At 70.3% G+C, this 13,595-nt stretch carries 14 protein-coding genes; 12 read left to right on the plus strand and 2 right to left on the minus strand.

Annotated elements, in window-relative coordinates; translation table 11 throughout:
- The first annotated feature begins 82 nt into the window (after positions 1-82).
- The 3 genes from M2165_RS05605 to M2165_RS05615 all read left to right on the plus strand — a co-directional run bounded on the left by M2165_RS05605 (position 83) and on the right by M2165_RS05615 (position 1,971).
- A complete protein-coding gene (locus tag M2165_RS05605; RefSeq protein ID WP_280813684.1) occupies positions 83-739 on the plus strand; it encodes a 50S ribosomal protein L25/general stress protein Ctc in 657 nt (218 codons plus the stop codon).
- A gap of 73 nt (positions 740-812) precedes the next feature.
- Positions 813-1,445 carry an aminoacyl-tRNA hydrolase gene (gene pth / locus M2165_RS05610; RefSeq protein WP_280813685.1) on the plus strand — a complete coding sequence of 211 codons (633 nt, stop codon included), beginning with the start codon at positions 813-815 and terminating at the stop codon, positions 1,443-1,445.
- Between the two features lie 100 nt (positions 1,446-1,545).
- Complete coding sequence (locus M2165_RS05615; RefSeq protein ID WP_280813686.1) at positions 1,546-1,971, plus strand: hypothetical protein; 426 nt, start codon at positions 1,546-1,548, stop codon at positions 1,969-1,971.
- On the opposite strand, the gene M2165_RS05620 is transcribed toward M2165_RS05615, so the two are convergent.
- Positions 1,957-2,265, minus strand: a complete 309-nt coding sequence (locus tag M2165_RS05620) for a YfhL family 4Fe-4S dicluster ferredoxin (protein ID WP_280813687.1) — start codon at positions 2,263-2,265, stop codon at positions 1,957-1,959. The two genes, M2165_RS05615 and M2165_RS05620, sit on opposite strands and share 15 nt — an antisense overlap.
- Before the next feature lie 62 nt (positions 2,266-2,327).
- Here M2165_RS05620 and M2165_RS05625 point away from each other — a divergent pair, with 62 nt between their 5' ends.
- The 6 genes from M2165_RS05625 to M2165_RS05650 all read left to right on the plus strand — a co-directional run bounded on the left by M2165_RS05625 (position 2,328) and on the right by M2165_RS05650 (position 9,111).
- Positions 2,328-3,278: an ABC transporter permease gene (locus tag M2165_RS05625; protein ID WP_280813688.1), complete on the plus strand. Its 951-nt coding sequence runs from the start codon at positions 2,328-2,330 to the stop codon at positions 3,276-3,278.
- Positions 3,275-4,156, plus strand: coding sequence for an ABC transporter permease (locus tag M2165_RS05630; protein ID WP_280813689.1), 882 nt, complete (start codon positions 3,275-3,277; stop codon positions 4,154-4,156). The genes M2165_RS05625 and M2165_RS05630 overlap by 4 nt, the downstream gene beginning before the upstream one ends.
- 1 nt (position 4,157) lies before the next feature.
- Positions 4,158-5,147 (plus strand): ABC transporter ATP-binding protein, encoded by a 990-nt coding sequence (locus tag M2165_RS05635; protein ID WP_280813690.1) that lies wholly within the window; start codon positions 4,158-4,160, stop codon positions 5,145-5,147.
- Positions 5,144-5,980: an ATP-binding cassette domain-containing protein gene (locus tag M2165_RS05640; RefSeq protein ID WP_280813691.1), complete on the plus strand. Its 837-nt coding sequence runs from the start codon at positions 5,144-5,146 to the stop codon at positions 5,978-5,980. Before M2165_RS05635 ends, M2165_RS05640 begins: the two co-directional genes overlap by 4 nt.
- A 204-nt stretch (positions 5,981-6,184) precedes the next feature.
- Complete coding sequence (locus tag M2165_RS05645; protein ID WP_280813692.1) at positions 6,185-7,672, plus strand: ABC transporter substrate-binding protein; 1,488 nt, start codon at positions 6,185-6,187, stop codon at positions 7,670-7,672.
- Complete coding sequence (locus M2165_RS05650) at positions 7,669-9,111, plus strand: amidase (RefSeq protein WP_280813693.1); 1,443 nt, start codon at positions 7,669-7,671, stop codon at positions 9,109-9,111. The genes M2165_RS05645 and M2165_RS05650 overlap by 4 nt, the downstream gene beginning before the upstream one ends.
- Before the next feature lie 21 nt (positions 9,112-9,132).
- Here M2165_RS05650 and M2165_RS05655 read toward each other — a convergent pair whose 3' ends face one another.
- Complete coding sequence (locus M2165_RS05655) at positions 9,133-10,002, minus strand: LysR substrate-binding domain-containing protein (RefSeq protein ID WP_280813694.1); 870 nt, start codon at positions 10,000-10,002, stop codon at positions 9,133-9,135.
- 111 nt (positions 10,003-10,113) lie between these two features.
- Between M2165_RS05655 and M2165_RS05660 the strand changes: the two genes are divergently transcribed.
- From M2165_RS05660 to M2165_RS05670, 3 genes are all read left to right on the plus strand, one after another.
- Complete coding sequence (locus M2165_RS05660) at positions 10,114-10,512, plus strand: 4-oxalocrotonate tautomerase (protein WP_280813695.1); 399 nt, start codon at positions 10,114-10,116, stop codon at positions 10,510-10,512.
- 31 nt (positions 10,513-10,543) lie between these two features.
- A complete protein-coding gene (locus M2165_RS05665; protein ID WP_280813696.1) occupies positions 10,544-11,905 on the plus strand; it encodes a tetratricopeptide repeat protein in 1,362 nt (453 codons plus the stop codon).
- A 103-nt stretch (positions 11,906-12,008) separates the two neighbouring features.
- The gene (locus tag M2165_RS05670) at positions 12,009-13,592 is read left to right on the plus strand and encodes an amidohydrolase family protein (protein ID WP_280813697.1); all 1,584 of its coding nucleotides are present in this window, start codon (positions 12,009-12,011) and stop codon (positions 13,590-13,592) included.
- The last annotated feature ends 3 nt before the right edge of the window (positions 13,593-13,595 follow it).

Below are 13,595 nucleotides of genomic sequence, written 5' to 3' on the forward strand. Positions count from 1 at the left end.
AGCGGGCGCCCTCCACTTCCGGAACGGCGTCCTTGTTGAACCGGAGTCGCACTGGTCGCGGTGGACTCTCACAGGAGTTGTTATGAAATTCGTCGCTTATGAGCGCGCAAAGCAGGGCACGGGTGCGAGCCGCCGTCTCCGCGTTTCGGGCAAGACGCCCGGTATCGTCTACGGTGGCGAGGCCCAGCCGCAACTGATCGAAGTCGATCACAACGCGCTGTGGCACGCCCTCAAGAAGGAAGCGTTCCACTCGTCCGTCCTCGAGATGGAACTCGGCGGCAGCACGACCAAGGTCCTGCTGCGCGACGTGCAATACCACCCGTTCCGCCAGCTGGTGCAGCACATCGACTTCCAGCGCGTCGATGCCAAGACCCGCCTGCACATGAAGGTGCCGCTCCACTACAAGGGCGAAGAAGAGTCGGATGCCGTCAAGCTCGACCACAACCTCGTGACCCACGTCATGACCGAGCTCGAAGTCAGCTGCCTGCCCACGGACCTGCCCGAGTTCATCGAGGTGGATCTGTCCAACCTGAAGAAGCAGGCCACCCTGCACGTCAGCGACATCAAGCTGCCCAAGGGCGTGAAGTTCGTGAGCCACGGCAAGCTGAACCCGGTGATCGTGTCGGCCGTGCCGCCGCTGGTGTCGGAAGAGCCGGCGCCCGCCGCTGAAGGCGCAGCACCTGCCGAAGGCGCCGCCGGTGCCAAGCCCGCTGCCAAGGCTGCGAAGGGCAAGAAGTAATTCTTCTCGCATCCCTGCCAAAGGCCCGCCTCGCGCGGGCCTTTTGCTTTGGGGCGGCGGGATAATTCACCGCATGATCAAGCTGTTTGTCGGCCTGGGCAACCCGGGCCCCGAGTACGAAGCCACACGGCACAACGCCGGCTTCTGGTGGATCGATGCCCTCGCACGCGACTGGAAGCTCCATCTCGTGCCGGAGCGCAGCTATCACGGCCTCGCGGCGCGCGCGAACATCAATGGCCAGAGCGTCTGGCTGCTGGAGCCGCAGACCTTCATGAACCTCTCGGGCAAGTCGGTGGCCGCGCTCGCGCGCTTCTTCAAGATCGCGCCCGACGAGATCCTCGTGGTGCACGACGAACTCGACGTCGTCCCCGGCCAGGCCAAGCTCAAGTTCGGCGGCAGCCACGCGGGGCACAACGGGCTGCGCGACATCCACGCGCAGCTCGGCACCGGGGACTACTGGCGCCTGCGCCTGGGCATCGGACATCCGGGCGTCAAGTCCGAGGTGGTCAACTGGGTGCTGCGCAAGCCGCTGAAGGAGCACCGCGACGCGATCGAGGACGCCATCGTGCGCACGCTGCATGCCGCGCCCGCGCTCGTGGCCGGCGAGATGGAGAAGGCCACCCTGCTGATCCACACGAGCAAACCGCCACGGCCCAAACCGCCGCGGCGCGAGCCCGGCGAAGGAGGCGCGCCCGCCGCCACCTAACGAGCCGGCCCCTCGAGCGGGCAGAGAAGAAAGAAAAAGGGAGAGAAAAATGCAGAGAGACAGCCGAAGAACCGCGGCAAGGACCGCGGCAAGCGTCCTGATGGCGGCCGCCGTCTGCGCAGCGGCGGCCGCGGCGCCAGGCACACCCGCCTACCGCTGCGGCAACGCCTACACCGACCAGCCCTGCGACGGCGGTCGACGCGTGAAGGTGGACGACCCGCGCACCGATGCCGACCGCCGCGCCGCCGAAGCAGCCACGCGCAGGGCGGAGAGCCGGGCCGATCAGCTCGAACGCATCCGCCTGGCGCAGGAACGGGAAGCCTATGAACGCGACCGCCGCGCCGCGCGCGAAGCCCGCCAGGCCGTCCTGGCCGAACGCAGGCTCGCCGCCGCCGAGCAGGCCGCGCAGGCGCGGGCCCGGAAGCTCGCATCGGAACCGCACAAATCGAGCGCGCGCTTCAGCGGCGGCACGGCCGCGGAAGGTGGCGGCCGCAAGAAGCGAAAGACCGGCTCAGATGCCGGTTGAGGGCGCGGGCGGCAGCGGTGGCGCCGCGGTTGCCGCTGCCGCGGCCTTGGCGGCCGCGAGGCGCTCGAACTTCTGCCACAGCGTCTCGCGGCTCTCGACGTGGTCCGGGTTGACCGGAATGCACGCGACCGGGCAGACCTGCACGCACTGCGGCTCGTCGAAATGACCCACGCATTCGGTGCATTTGCGCGGGTCGATCTCGTAGAACTCGGCGCCCATGTAGATCGCGTCGTTCGGGCACTCGGGCTCGCAGACATCGCAATTGATGCATTCGTCGGTGATCATGAGAGCCATGCCCGATTATCGCGGACGAGGCACGCTTGTTGCTGGAGTCGGGTTATGCTGCGCCCCGCCCCATGAGTCTGTTCATCCTCAAGCGCCTCGCCACGCTGATCGGCACGCTGATCGGCGCCTCGGTCATCGTATTCCTCGTCCTGGAGATCCTGCCCGGCAACGCGGCGCAGCTGCTCATGGGGCCCGATGCCGCGCCCGAAGCGGTGGCCGCGCTGGCCGCCAAGCTCGGCCTCGACCAGCCCGCCTGGACCCGCTACTGGCACTGGATTGCCGGCCTGCTGACCGGCAACCTCGGCGACAGCTACGCCTACAGCACCCCGGTGCTCGACCTGATCCTCGAAAGGCTCGCGCTCACCATCCCGCTCGCGATGCTCGCGATGGCCTTCACCACCGTGCTTGCGCTCTTCGTCGGCGTCACGGCCGCGGCGCGGCACAACAAGCTCGGCGACGTGGGCCTGATGGGACTCACGCAGGTCGGCATCGCCATCCCGAACTTCTGGTTCGCGATCCTGCTGATCCTCGTGTTCTCGGTCCAGCTGCAGTGGTTCTCGGCCGGCGGCTTCGAGGGCTGGGGCGAAGGCGTGTTCGCGGGCATCAAGTCGCTGCTGCTGCCGGCGCTTTCCCTGGCCGTGGTGCAGGCCGCGATCCTCGCGCGCATCACGCGCTCGGCCGTGCTCGAGGTGATGCGCGAGGACTTCGTCCGCACCGCGCGCGCCAAGGGCGTATCCCAGCGTGCCGCGCTCTGGACGCACGTGCTGCGCAACGCGCTGATCCCGGTCGTCACCGTCATGGGCATGCAGTTTGCCGAGCTGCTGGCCGGCACCATCGTGATCGAGAAGGTGTTCTACCTGCCCGGCCTGGGCCGGCTGATCTTCGAGGCCATCGGCAACCGGGACCTGATCGTGGTGCGCAACTGCGTGATGCTGCTCGCGGCCATGGTCGTCATCGTGAACTTCGTGGTCGACGTGCTCTATGCCGTGATCGACCCGCGCATCAAGGCGAGCGACATATGAGCGCGACCACCACCACCGTTCCGAGCGCGGCGGCGCTCAAGCTGCCCGGATTCTGGCGCCGCGCGACGAGGCACCGCAGCTTCGTGCTCGGCGGCGTGCTCACGCTGCTCCTGCTGCTGGCCGCGGCCGTCTCGCTGGTCTGGACGCCCTGGTCGCCCTACGACATCGACATGGCGAGCAAGCTGCAGCCGCCTTCGGCCTCGCACTGGCTCGGCACCGACGCCTACGGCCGCGACGTGGCCTCGCTGCTGCTCGTGGGGGCGCGCGCATCGATCCTCGTGGGCGTGATCGCGGTGGGCATCGGGCTCGTGGTCGGCACCGCGCTCGGGCTGCTGGCGGCGGCGCGGCGCGGCTGGGTCGAAGAGGCGATCATGCGCCTGACCGACTTCTCGCTCGCCTTTCCGGCCATCCTCTCGGCGATCATGATGACGGCGGTGTTCGGCGCGGGCATCGTGAACGCGATCATCGCGATCGGCATCTACAACATCCCCACCTTCGCGCGCATCACGCGCGCCTCGGCCAACGCCATCTGGTCGCGCGAATACGTGGCGGCGGCGCGCGCCTGCGGCAAGGGGCCGTTCGCCATCACGATGCAGCACGTGCTGCCCAACATCTCGGCGGTGCTGATCGTGCAGATCACGATCCGCTTCGCGATCGCGATCCTCGCCGAGGCCGCGCTCTCCTTCCTCGGCCTCGGCACGCAGCCGCCGCAGCCTTCGTGGGGCCGCATGCTCAGCGAGGCGCAGACGATGATGTTCCAGTCGCCGCTGCTCGCGGTGTTCCCCGGCATGGCGATCGTGCTCGCGGTGCTGGGCCTCAACCTGCTCGGCGACGGCCTGCGCGACCTGCTCGATCCGCGCCTCGCCCGCGCCCGCTGACATGCCCCTTCTTCAAGTCAAGGACCTCCACGTCGAGCTTCAGACGCAGCGCGGCCCGGCCGAGGCCGTGCGCGGCATCGACTTCACGCTCGAGCGCGGCGAGACGATGGGCATCGTGGGCGAATCCGGCTGCGGCAAGTCGATCACGGTGCAGTCGCTGATGGGCCTGCTGCCCTCGACCGCGAAGGTCCGCGGCAGCATCCGCTTCGACGGCACCGAACTCGTGGGGCAGGACGAGAAGACCATGTGCCGCATCCGCGGCAACCGCATTGGCATGATCTTCCAGGAGCCGATGACGGCGCTGAACCCGGTGCACACGATCGCGCGGCAGGTGGGCGAGCCGCTGCGTCTGCACCGCGGGCTCTCCGGGGCCGATGCGCGCAAGGAAGCGCTCGCGCTGCTCGAGCGCGTGGGCATTCCCGACGCGGCCTCGCGGCTCGACGCCTATCCGCACCAGTTCTCGGGCGGGCAGCGCCAGCGCATCGGCATCGCGATGGCGCTGGCCTGCGGCCCCGACCTGCTGATCGCCGACGAGCCCACCACCGCGCTCGACGTCACGATCCAGAAGCAGATCCTCGAACTGATCCAGAGCCTGGTCGCCGAGCGCGGCATGGCGCTGATCCTGATCTCGCACGACCTCGGCGTGATCGCGCAGAGCGTCTCGAAGATGCTCGTGATGTACGGCGGCAGCGTGGTCGAGAGCGGCCCGACCGAGGCCGTGTTCGCCGAACGGGCGCACCCCTACACGCAGGGCCTGTTCGCGGCCCGGCCGGTGCTCGGCGCGCCGCGCGGCATCCGCCTTGCCACCATCCGCGGCAGCGTGCCCGAACTCGTCGATCTGCCGCCGGGCTGCCCCTTCGCGGGCCGCTGCAAGTACACGGTCGAGGCCTGCCACGCCACCCGCCCGCCGCCGGTGATGCTGCGCCACGCGCATGCCGTGCGCTGCATCCGGCTTCCCGAGATCGCGGCGGAAGGCGCCCTCGCACCATGAGCCAGACGACCAGCAGCCCCATCCAGCCCCTGCTCGAGGTCAGAGACCTCGTGCGCCACTACGCGCTGCCGCGCGAGAAGCTGTTCTCGCCGCCGCCGCTCGTGAAGGCGCTCAACGGCGTGAGCTTCGACGTCGAGGCCGGTGGCAGCCTCGGCATCGTCGGCGAATCGGGCTCGGGCAAGTCGACCATCGCGCGCCTCGTGATGGCGCTCGACACGCCCACCTCGGGCAGCGTGCGCATGCTCGGCCGCGACCTGCACCGGCTGCCCAAGGGCGAACTGCGCGCCGCGCGGCGCGACTTCCAGATGGTGTTCCAGGACCCCTACGGCTCGCTCGATCCGCGCCAGACCGTGGCGCGCGTGGTGGCCGAGCCGCTCGAGGCGCTGGCCGAGAGCAGCCGCGCCGAGCAGCGCGAGCGCGCCGCGGAGGCGCTCGCGGCCGTGGGCCTGCGCAGCACCGACATGGACAAGTACCCGCACGAGTTCTCGGGCGGCCAGCGCCAGCGCATCGCGATCGCACGCGCGCTCATCACGCGACCGAAGCTCATCGTGGCCGACGAGCCCGTGAGCGCGCTCGACGTCTCGGTGCAGGCGCAGGTGCTCAACCTGATGCAGGACCTGCAGCAGCAGTTCGGCGTCAGCTACCTGCTGATCAGCCACGACCTCGCGGTGGTCAACCATCTCTGCGACCGCGTGTGCGTGGTGTGGAAGGGGCAGATCGTCGAGCAGGGGCCGCCTGGCGAGCTCTTCCGCGACGCGCAGCATCCGTACACGCGCACGCTGCTCGACGCCGTGCCGCGCGCGCCGGCCGGCGGCACGCTGCTCGCGGCCTGAGTGCCACCGGCGCATCCGGGAACGTCCCGAGGAAAAAGCGCCCGCGCGGCCAGCGGCTTCGACCGCGCTGCGAGAGAATGATCCGCCGCGCGTGGCATCTTTCGTGCTGCGTGCCCTTCGTTCCTGCCGCCGCGCCTCCCAACGGGGCATGCGGCGCATCGAAGCCGCCCTCTCGCACCATCGTTATTCCGGAGATCACAACGTATGTTGAACCGTCGCACCCTCCTTGCCACCGCCGGCGCCACCGTGGCGCTGGCCTCCCCCGTCGCCGGCCTGGCGCAGGGGCGGAAGGACGCCATCGTGATCGGCATGGCCCTCGAACCGCCGGGCCTCGACCCGACGGCCGGCGCCGCGGCCGCGATCGCGGAGGTGGTGCACTACAACATCCTCGAGACCCTCACCAAGATCAACGCCGACGGCAGCGTCACGCCGCTGCTGGCCGAGAGCTGGGAAGTCTCGCCCGACCTCAAGACCTACACCTTCAAGCTCCGGCGCGGCGTCAAGTTCCAGAACGGCGAGCCCTTCAACGCGAACGCGGTGAAGTTCTCCTTCGACCGCGCGGGCGGCGAGAAGAGCACCAACAAGGACAAGCGCACCTTCGCGAACCTCAGCACCCAGGTGGCAGACGAGCACACGGTGGTGATCATCAACAAGGAGATCGACCCCGACCTGCCCTTCGTGCTGGGCCAGGCCACGGCCGTCATCGTGGAGCCCAAGAGCGCCGAGACCAATGCGACCAAGCCCGTCGGCACCGGTCCCTACAAGCTCGATGCCTGGGCCAAGGGCTCCTCGATCACGCTGAGCAAGTGGGAGGGCTTCCGCAGCCCCGGCACCGCGAAGATCAACAAGGTCACCTTCCGCTTCATCGCCGATGCCGCGGCGCAGGCGGCCTCGCTGCTGGCCGGCGACGTCGACGTCTTCACGCGCATCGGCACGCGCGTGGTGCCGCAGTTCAGGAACAACCCCCAGTTCCAGACCATCCTCGCGGGCTCGCGCGCGAAGACCATCCTCTCGATCAACAACCGCAGGAAGCCGCTCGACGACGTGCGCGTGCGCCGCGCGATCCTCGCGGCCATCGACCGCAAGGCCTTCATCGAAGGCGCGGCCGACGGCTTCGGCGTGCCGATCGGCAGCCACTACGTGCCCGGCGCCGCCGGCTACGTCGACACCACGGGCGTGAACCCCTACGACGTGGAAAAGGCCAAGAAGCTGCTCGCCGAGGCCGGCGTGAAGACGCCGCTAGAACTCACCATGACGCTGCCGCCGCCGCCCTACGCGCGCCAGGGCGGCGAGGTGATCGTGGCCCAGCTCGCCAAGATCGGCATCACGGTCAAGGTGCAGAACGTCGAATGGGCGCAGTGGCTCAGCGGCACCTACGGCAACAAGGACTACGACCTCTCGATCGTCTCGCACGTCGAGCCCTTCGACCTCGGCAACTACGCCAAGGCCGACTACTACTGGGGCTACCAGTCGAAGGCCTTCAACGCGCTGTTCGACAAGATCAAGAGCACCGGCAACGCGGCCGAGCGCAACAAGCTGCTCGGCGAAGCGCAGAAGATGCTGGCCGCCGATGCGGTCAACGGCTTCCTCTACCAGCCGCAGTTCCCGACCATCGCGAAGAAGAACGTGAAGGGGCTCTGGAAGGAGAACCCGATCTTCGTGAACGACCTCTCGGCGCTGTCGTGGGGATGAGCACCGACGTGTCGTCTTCCTCCACCCCCTCCTCCGCGTCGTCGCTGGCCGAACTCTCGGCCCGGGCGCTTTCCGCCGCCTACCGCAGCAAGGCGCTCTCGCCGGTCGAGGTCACGCAGGCCGTGATCACGCACATCGAGCGCTGGGAGCCGCAGCTGCAGGCCACCTGGCTGTTCCGCCCCGAGGCCGCGCTCGAGCAGGCGCGCGCATCCGAGTCGCGGTGGCTGCGCGGCGAAGCGCTCGGGCCGCTCGACGGCGTGCCGACCACGATCAAGGAGAACATCGCCACCCGCGGCGACCCGATGCCGGCCGGCACGGCCGCGGTCGACCTGAAGCCCGCGGCGGCCGACGCGCCGCCGGCCGCGCGGCTGAAGGAGGCCGGCGCGGTGATCGTGAGCAAGACCACCATGCCCGACTACGGGATGCTGTCGTCGGGGCTTTCGAGCTTCCACCGGCTTGCGCGCAATCCCTGGGACCTACGCAGGACGCCCGGCGGCTCGAGCGCCGGCGCGGGCGCCGCCTCGGCCGCGGGCTACGGTCCGCTGCACCTGGGCACCGACATCGGCGGCTCGCTGCGGCTGCCGGCGAGCTGGTGCGGCATCTTCACGCTCAAGCCGAGCCTGGGCCGCATTCCGATCGATCCGCCCTACATGGGCCGCGCCGCCGGCCCGATGACGCGCAGCGTGGGCGACGCCGCGCTGATGATGCAGGCGCTCTCCCGCCCCGACGCGCGCGACAGCATGAGCCTGCCGCCGCAGGAGATCGACTGGGAAGGCTTCGAGGTCTCGCCCGACCACCTGCGCGGCCTGCGCATCGGCCTGCTGCTCGATGCCGGCTGCGGCCTCGCAGTCGAGCCCGAGATCCAGGCCGCGGTCGAGCATGCGGCGCGCCTCTTCGAGCAGGCCGGCGCCGTCGTCGAACCGATGCAGCCCTTCATGTCGCAGTCCATGCTCGACGGCATGGACCATTTCTGGCGCATGCGCTCGCTGGTGGACATGAAGGCGCTGCGCGCCGACCAGCGCGCGAAGATCCTGCCCTACATCCGCGAATGGGCCGAGAGCGCGGCCGAGTTCAGCGGCGAGCACGTGTTCCGCGGCTTCAGCCAGTTCCATGCCGCGCGCGTGGCCGCCGTGCAGGCCTGCGCGCGCTTCGACTACGTGATCTCGCCGGTGTCGCCCAACATGCCCGCGGCGGCCGAAGCGCCCTCGCCCACCAACGACCCGCTGCGGCCGCTGGAGCACATCGGCTTCACCGTGCCGTTCAACATGTCGGAGCAGCCGGCCTCGTCGGTGAACTGCGGCTATTCGGCAGAGGGGCTGCCGATCGGGCTGCAGATCGCCGGCCATCGCTTCGACGATCTCGGCGTGCTGCGCGTGTCGCGCGCGTTCGAGCAGATCCGCGAGGCGCAGCGGCCCTGGCCGCTGCCGCCGGCACGCTAGGCACCGCGCGACGGGCCGGCGTCAGCCGAGCTGCGTCGCCAGCATCTCGCGCGCGCGCGTGACGAACGCCGTCTCGCCGCGGCGCCCGGGCAGCAGCTGGAACGTGACCCGCGGCAGCGCCGGCAGGCCGTGCGGCGGCGCCAGCCGCGCGACGCCGTCGCTGATCGCCGATTCGTTCAGGCAGGCCACGCCGAGCCCCGCGGCGAGCGCCGACTGCAGCCCCGCCACGCCCGAGGCCACGTGCGCCAGCACATAGGGCACGCGGCGGCGCCGCAACAGCGCCACCGTGAACTGATGCAGCGAGCAGGTGTCCGGCAGGGCCAGCAGCCGGACCGGCTCACCGCGCGCGAGCCGCATGCCGGCCGCGCCGAGCCATGCGAGCGATTCCCGCCGGATGACGGACGCCTTGGCGTCGTGACCCGGCGGCGCCGGCGTGCCCGCGATGCGCATGCCCAGCGCCACGTCGAACTCCCCGCGCGCATAGGCGGCGCGCAGCGCGTCGCTCTTGAGGATGCTGACGTGAAGTCGCACCTTCGGATAGCTCTCGCCGAGCCGTCCCAGCAGCCGCGTGAGGTCGCCGGGGCGAAAGTAGTCGGTCACGGCGAGCCGCAGCTCGCCCTGCAGGGTTTCGCCGCGCAGGTCGCGGAACGCCTCGTCGCTCAGGGCGAGGATGCGCCGCGCATAGCCCAGAAGCCGCACGCCCGCCTCGGTCGGCGCCACGCCGGCCTTGCTGCGCGTGAGCAGCGACTGCCCCGCGCGCTCCTCCAGCTTGCGGATCTGCTCGCTCACCGACGACTGCGAAAGGAACACCCGTGGCGCCGCGGCCGTGAGGCTGCCGGCATCGACCACCGCCGCCAGGGTGCGAAGCTGCTCCAGATCGAAGGTCTGCATGATGGGTCATCCATTGGCTGAGCCGATGACACGCATCATATCTTCCCGCTTTTCCGATGGAAGGTCGACGCCCACAATCACCCCATCGACCACTCATCCACGGAGCCGCACATGCCGCACATCGTTGTCCACCTCTCGGGCGAACCCGACGCCCAGCTCACCCGCAAGACCGTCGACGCGGTCGCCGAACTCACGCAGAGCGTGCTCGGCAAGCAGCTGCCGGTGATCGCGATCACGGTGCAGTACATCGCGGCCGACGCCTGGTTCATCGGCGGCCAGTCGCTGGCGTCGCTGGGCAAGTCGGCCTTCCACCTGGACATCAGCATCACCGACGAAACCAACACCAAGGCCGAGAAGGCCCGCTACCTGCGCGAGGTGCACGCCGCCATGCAGCGGCTGCGCCCCGACCTGCACGAGGTCTCGTACATCCACGTGATCGACGCCCGCGGCGCGGCGTACGGCTACGGCGGCAAGACGCAGGAGTACCGCCACCAGCAAGCCGGCGTTTGAAGCAGGCGGCGCGGCATGGCACCATGCCGCCATGCCCGCCGCCACCGCCTCCTGCGCCGACAGCTTCGGCAACCCGCTCACGCTCGACGATGCCGCGAGCCTGCCGCTCGTCGAGGATTTCGTCCTGGGCTTCGTCACGACCGAGGCGCGTGCCGTGAACCTGCTCGCGCTGGCCGAGCGCGACATGAGCCCGATCGTGCAGGCCTACTGCGCCACGCTGCATCTGTTCGCCGAATCGCGCGACGCCGCGGCCCGCGCGCGCCCCTTCCTCGCACGCGCGCGCGCCGCCGCGGAACGCGCCACGCCGCGCGAGCGGCGCTACATCGACGCGGTCGAGGCCTGGGCGGACGGCGACCTCGCCCGCGCCATCGCGCTGCACGAGGCGCAGGCCCGCGCGCATCCGCGCGACCTGGTGTCCGTCAAGCTCGGGCAGTACCACTGCTTCAACACCGGCGACTGCCCCGGCATGCTGCGGCTCGCGCTCGCCGCCCTGCCGGCCGCGCCCGAGGTGCCGCAGGTGCACGGCATGGCCGCCTTCGGCTACGAGCAATGCCATCTGCTGCGCGAGGCCGAAGCCAGCGCGCGCCGGGCGATCGCGATGTGCCGCAAGGAGCCCTGGGCCCACCATGCGCTCGCGCACGTGATGCTCACCGAAGGCCGGCTCTCGGAAGGGCTCGCCTTCATGCAGGGCGTGAGCGACACCTGGACCGGGCTCAACTCGTTCATGGTCACGCACAACTGGTGGCATGTGGCGCTGTTCCTGATCGAACTCGGCCGCGATGCGGAGGCGCTCGCGGTGTACGACCGCGAAGTGTGGGGCGTGGCCAAGGACTATTCGCAGGACCAGATCGGCGCCGTCTCGCTGCTCGCGCGCCTGGAGCTCGCGGGCATCGACGTGGGCGCGCGCTGGGACGACGTGGCCGGCTACCTGGTGCAGCGCCAAACCGATCACGTGCTGCCCTTCCTCGACCTGCAGTACCTCTACGGCCTCGCGCGCGCCGGCCGGCGCGAAGCCGATGCGCTGCTGCGGAACATCGAGGCGCACGCGACCCGTGCGCCGCCCTCCACGCGCGCAGCCTGGGCGCAGGTCTGCGTGCCGGCCGCGCGCGGGCTGCTGGCCCATGCGCGCGGCGATTTCGCGGCGGCGGTCGAGGGACTCGGCAGCGCGCTGCCGCGCCTGATCGAGATCGGCGGCAGCCACGCGCAGCGCGACCTGTTCGAGCAGGTGTACCTCGATGCGCTCGTGCGTTGCGGCACCCGCGCCGCGCTCACGGGCGCGCAGGGCCTGCTGCAGCAGCAGCGCAATGCCCAGCCCGAATCGCTGCGCCTGCGCCGCCAGGTTGGCGCCGTGTACGCGCGGCTGGGACTCGCGGAGCTGGTCGAGCGCGCCTGAGCCGGCCATGCCTTCCGGTCATGGGAGGTGCCGCAAAAGGAATTGGCAGCCGCGTGCGGCCGACTTCTAAACTGGCCGGCCCCCATCGTACCGGCGCCTTCCCATGCAGAAATCCGCTCTCGTCCTCGCCGCGCTCGCGGCCCTCGCCAGCCTTTCGTCCGCGGCCGATGCGCCGGTCGAGCTCGACCTGCTGCTGCGCGGCGGCACCATCTACACGGGCGATTCGGACGCCGCGGTGGTGGGCGACGTCGGCATCCTCGGCGACCGCATCGTGTTCGCGGGGCCCCGGGCGCCCGCGCAGTTCAGCGCGCGGCGCACCATCGAGGTCGCGGGCAAGGTGGTGGCGCCCGGCTTCATCGACGCCCACACCCATGCCGACGCCGACCTGCACTCGACCGATCCGCGCAAGCGCCTGAACATTCCGTTCCTCACGCAGGGCGTGACCACCGCGGTGATCGGCAACGACGGCTTCGGCGGCTTCGACATCGCCGCGCAGACCCAGCGGCTGCGCGCCACGCCGGTGGGCACCAACGTCGCGATGTACGTGGGCTTCGGCCCCGTGCGGGCGAGCCAGCTCGGCGAGGCCAACCGCGCGCCCACGCCCGAGCAGCTCGAGGCCATGCGCCGCCATGTGAGCCGGGCCATGTGCGACGGCGCGCTCGGCCTCTCGACCGGCCTGTTCTATCCGCCGCAGAACTTCTCGAAGACCGAGGAAGTGGTCGAGCTCGCCAAGGTCGCGGCCCGCCACGGCGGCCTCTACGACAGCCACATCCGCGACGAAGCGACCTACAACGTCGGCCTCAGGGGCGCGATCGATGAAGTGATCCGCATCGGCCGCGAGGCCCGCCTGCCGGTGCACGTCGCGCACATCAAGGCGCTCGGCGTGGACGTGCAGGGACAGAGCGGCGAGATCATCCGCCGCATCGAAAAGGAACGCGCCGCCGGGCTCGACATCACCGCCGACCACTACCCATGGACCGCCTCCAGCACGCGCTTCTCGGCCGCGCTCGTGCCGCCGTGGGCGGTCGACGGCGGCCGGCAGGCGATGCTCCAGCGCTTCGACGACGCGGCCCTGCAGCAGCGGCTTCGCAGCGACATGCGCGAGAACCTGCGCCTGCGCGGCGGTCCCGAGGCGATCCTGTTCTCGGCCGGCAGCACGCGCTACGTCGGCAAGACGCTGTCCGACGTGGCCAAGGCTTCGAACGCCGATCCGGTGGACGCCGCCATCGCGGTGCTGCGCGAGGGCGACCTGATGATCGCCTCCTTCAACCAGAGCGACGACGACGTGCGCGCCTTCATGAAGCGGCCCTGGGTCATGACCTCGTCCGATTCCTCGCTCGGCCATCCGCGCGCCTACGGCACCTTCGCGCGCAAGTACGACCAGTACGTGGTGAAGGAGCGCACGCTTTCGCTCGCGCAGTTCATCCGCAGCAGCACCTCGCTCACCGCCGACACGCTGGGCCTGGAACGGCGCGGCCACCTGCGGCCCGGCTACTACGCCGACGTGGTGGTGTTCGACTCCGCGCGCTTTGCCGCGAAGGCCACCTACACGCAGCCGACGCTGCTGTCCGAGGGCGTGGAGACGGTGCTGGTGAACGGCCGGCTCGCCGTCGACGGCGGCCAGCCCACCGGCGTGGGCGCGGGGCGGGCGCTGCTGCGCACGCCGAAGGCCGGCAGCTGCACCTGAGGC

The organism is Variovorax sp. TBS-050B, assembly GCF_029893635.1.
Lineage (GTDB): Bacteria > Pseudomonadota > Gammaproteobacteria > Burkholderiales > Burkholderiaceae_C > Variovorax.

Bases quoted from the DNA above. Each gene is read 5' to 3' on its own strand.
- M2165_RS05630 (WP_280813689.1), top strand. From the start codon at position 3,275: ATGAGCGCGACCACCACCACCGTTCCGAGCGCGGCGGCGCTCAAGCTG.
- M2165_RS05670 (WP_280813697.1), top strand. From the start codon at position 12,009: ATGCAGAAATCCGCTCTCGTCCTCGCCGCGCTCGCGGCCCTCGCCAGC.
- M2165_RS05660 (WP_280813695.1), top strand. From the start codon at position 10,114: ATGCCGCACATCGTTGTCCACCTCTCGGGCGAACCCGACGCCCAGCTC.
- M2165_RS05620 (WP_280813687.1), bottom strand. From the start codon at position 2,265: ATGGCTCTCATGATCACCGACGAATGCATCAATTGCGATGTCTGCGAG.
- M2165_RS05635 (WP_280813690.1), top strand. From the start codon at position 4,158: ATGCCCCTTCTTCAAGTCAAGGACCTCCACGTCGAGCTTCAGACGCAG.
- M2165_RS05605 (WP_280813684.1), top strand. From the start codon at position 83: ATGAAATTCGTCGCTTATGAGCGCGCAAAGCAGGGCACGGGTGCGAGC.
- M2165_RS05665 (WP_280813696.1), top strand. From the start codon at position 10,544: ATGCCCGCCGCCACCGCCTCCTGCGCCGACAGCTTCGGCAACCCGCTC.
- pth (WP_280813685.1), top strand. From the start codon at position 813: ATGATCAAGCTGTTTGTCGGCCTGGGCAACCCGGGCCCCGAGTACGAA.
- M2165_RS05640 (WP_280813691.1), top strand. From the start codon at position 5,144: ATGAGCCAGACGACCAGCAGCCCCATCCAGCCCCTGCTCGAGGTCAGA.
- M2165_RS05655 (WP_280813694.1), bottom strand. From the start codon at position 10,002: ATGCAGACCTTCGATCTGGAGCAGCTTCGCACCCTGGCGGCGGTGGTC.
- M2165_RS05615 (WP_280813686.1), top strand. From the start codon at position 1,546: ATGGCGGCCGCCGTCTGCGCAGCGGCGGCCGCGGCGCCAGGCACACCC.
- M2165_RS05625 (WP_280813688.1), top strand. From the start codon at position 2,328: ATGAGTCTGTTCATCCTCAAGCGCCTCGCCACGCTGATCGGCACGCTG.
- M2165_RS05650 (WP_280813693.1), top strand. From the start codon at position 7,669: ATGAGCACCGACGTGTCGTCTTCCTCCACCCCCTCCTCCGCGTCGTCG.
- M2165_RS05645 (WP_280813692.1), top strand. From the start codon at position 6,185: ATGTTGAACCGTCGCACCCTCCTTGCCACCGCCGGCGCCACCGTGGCG.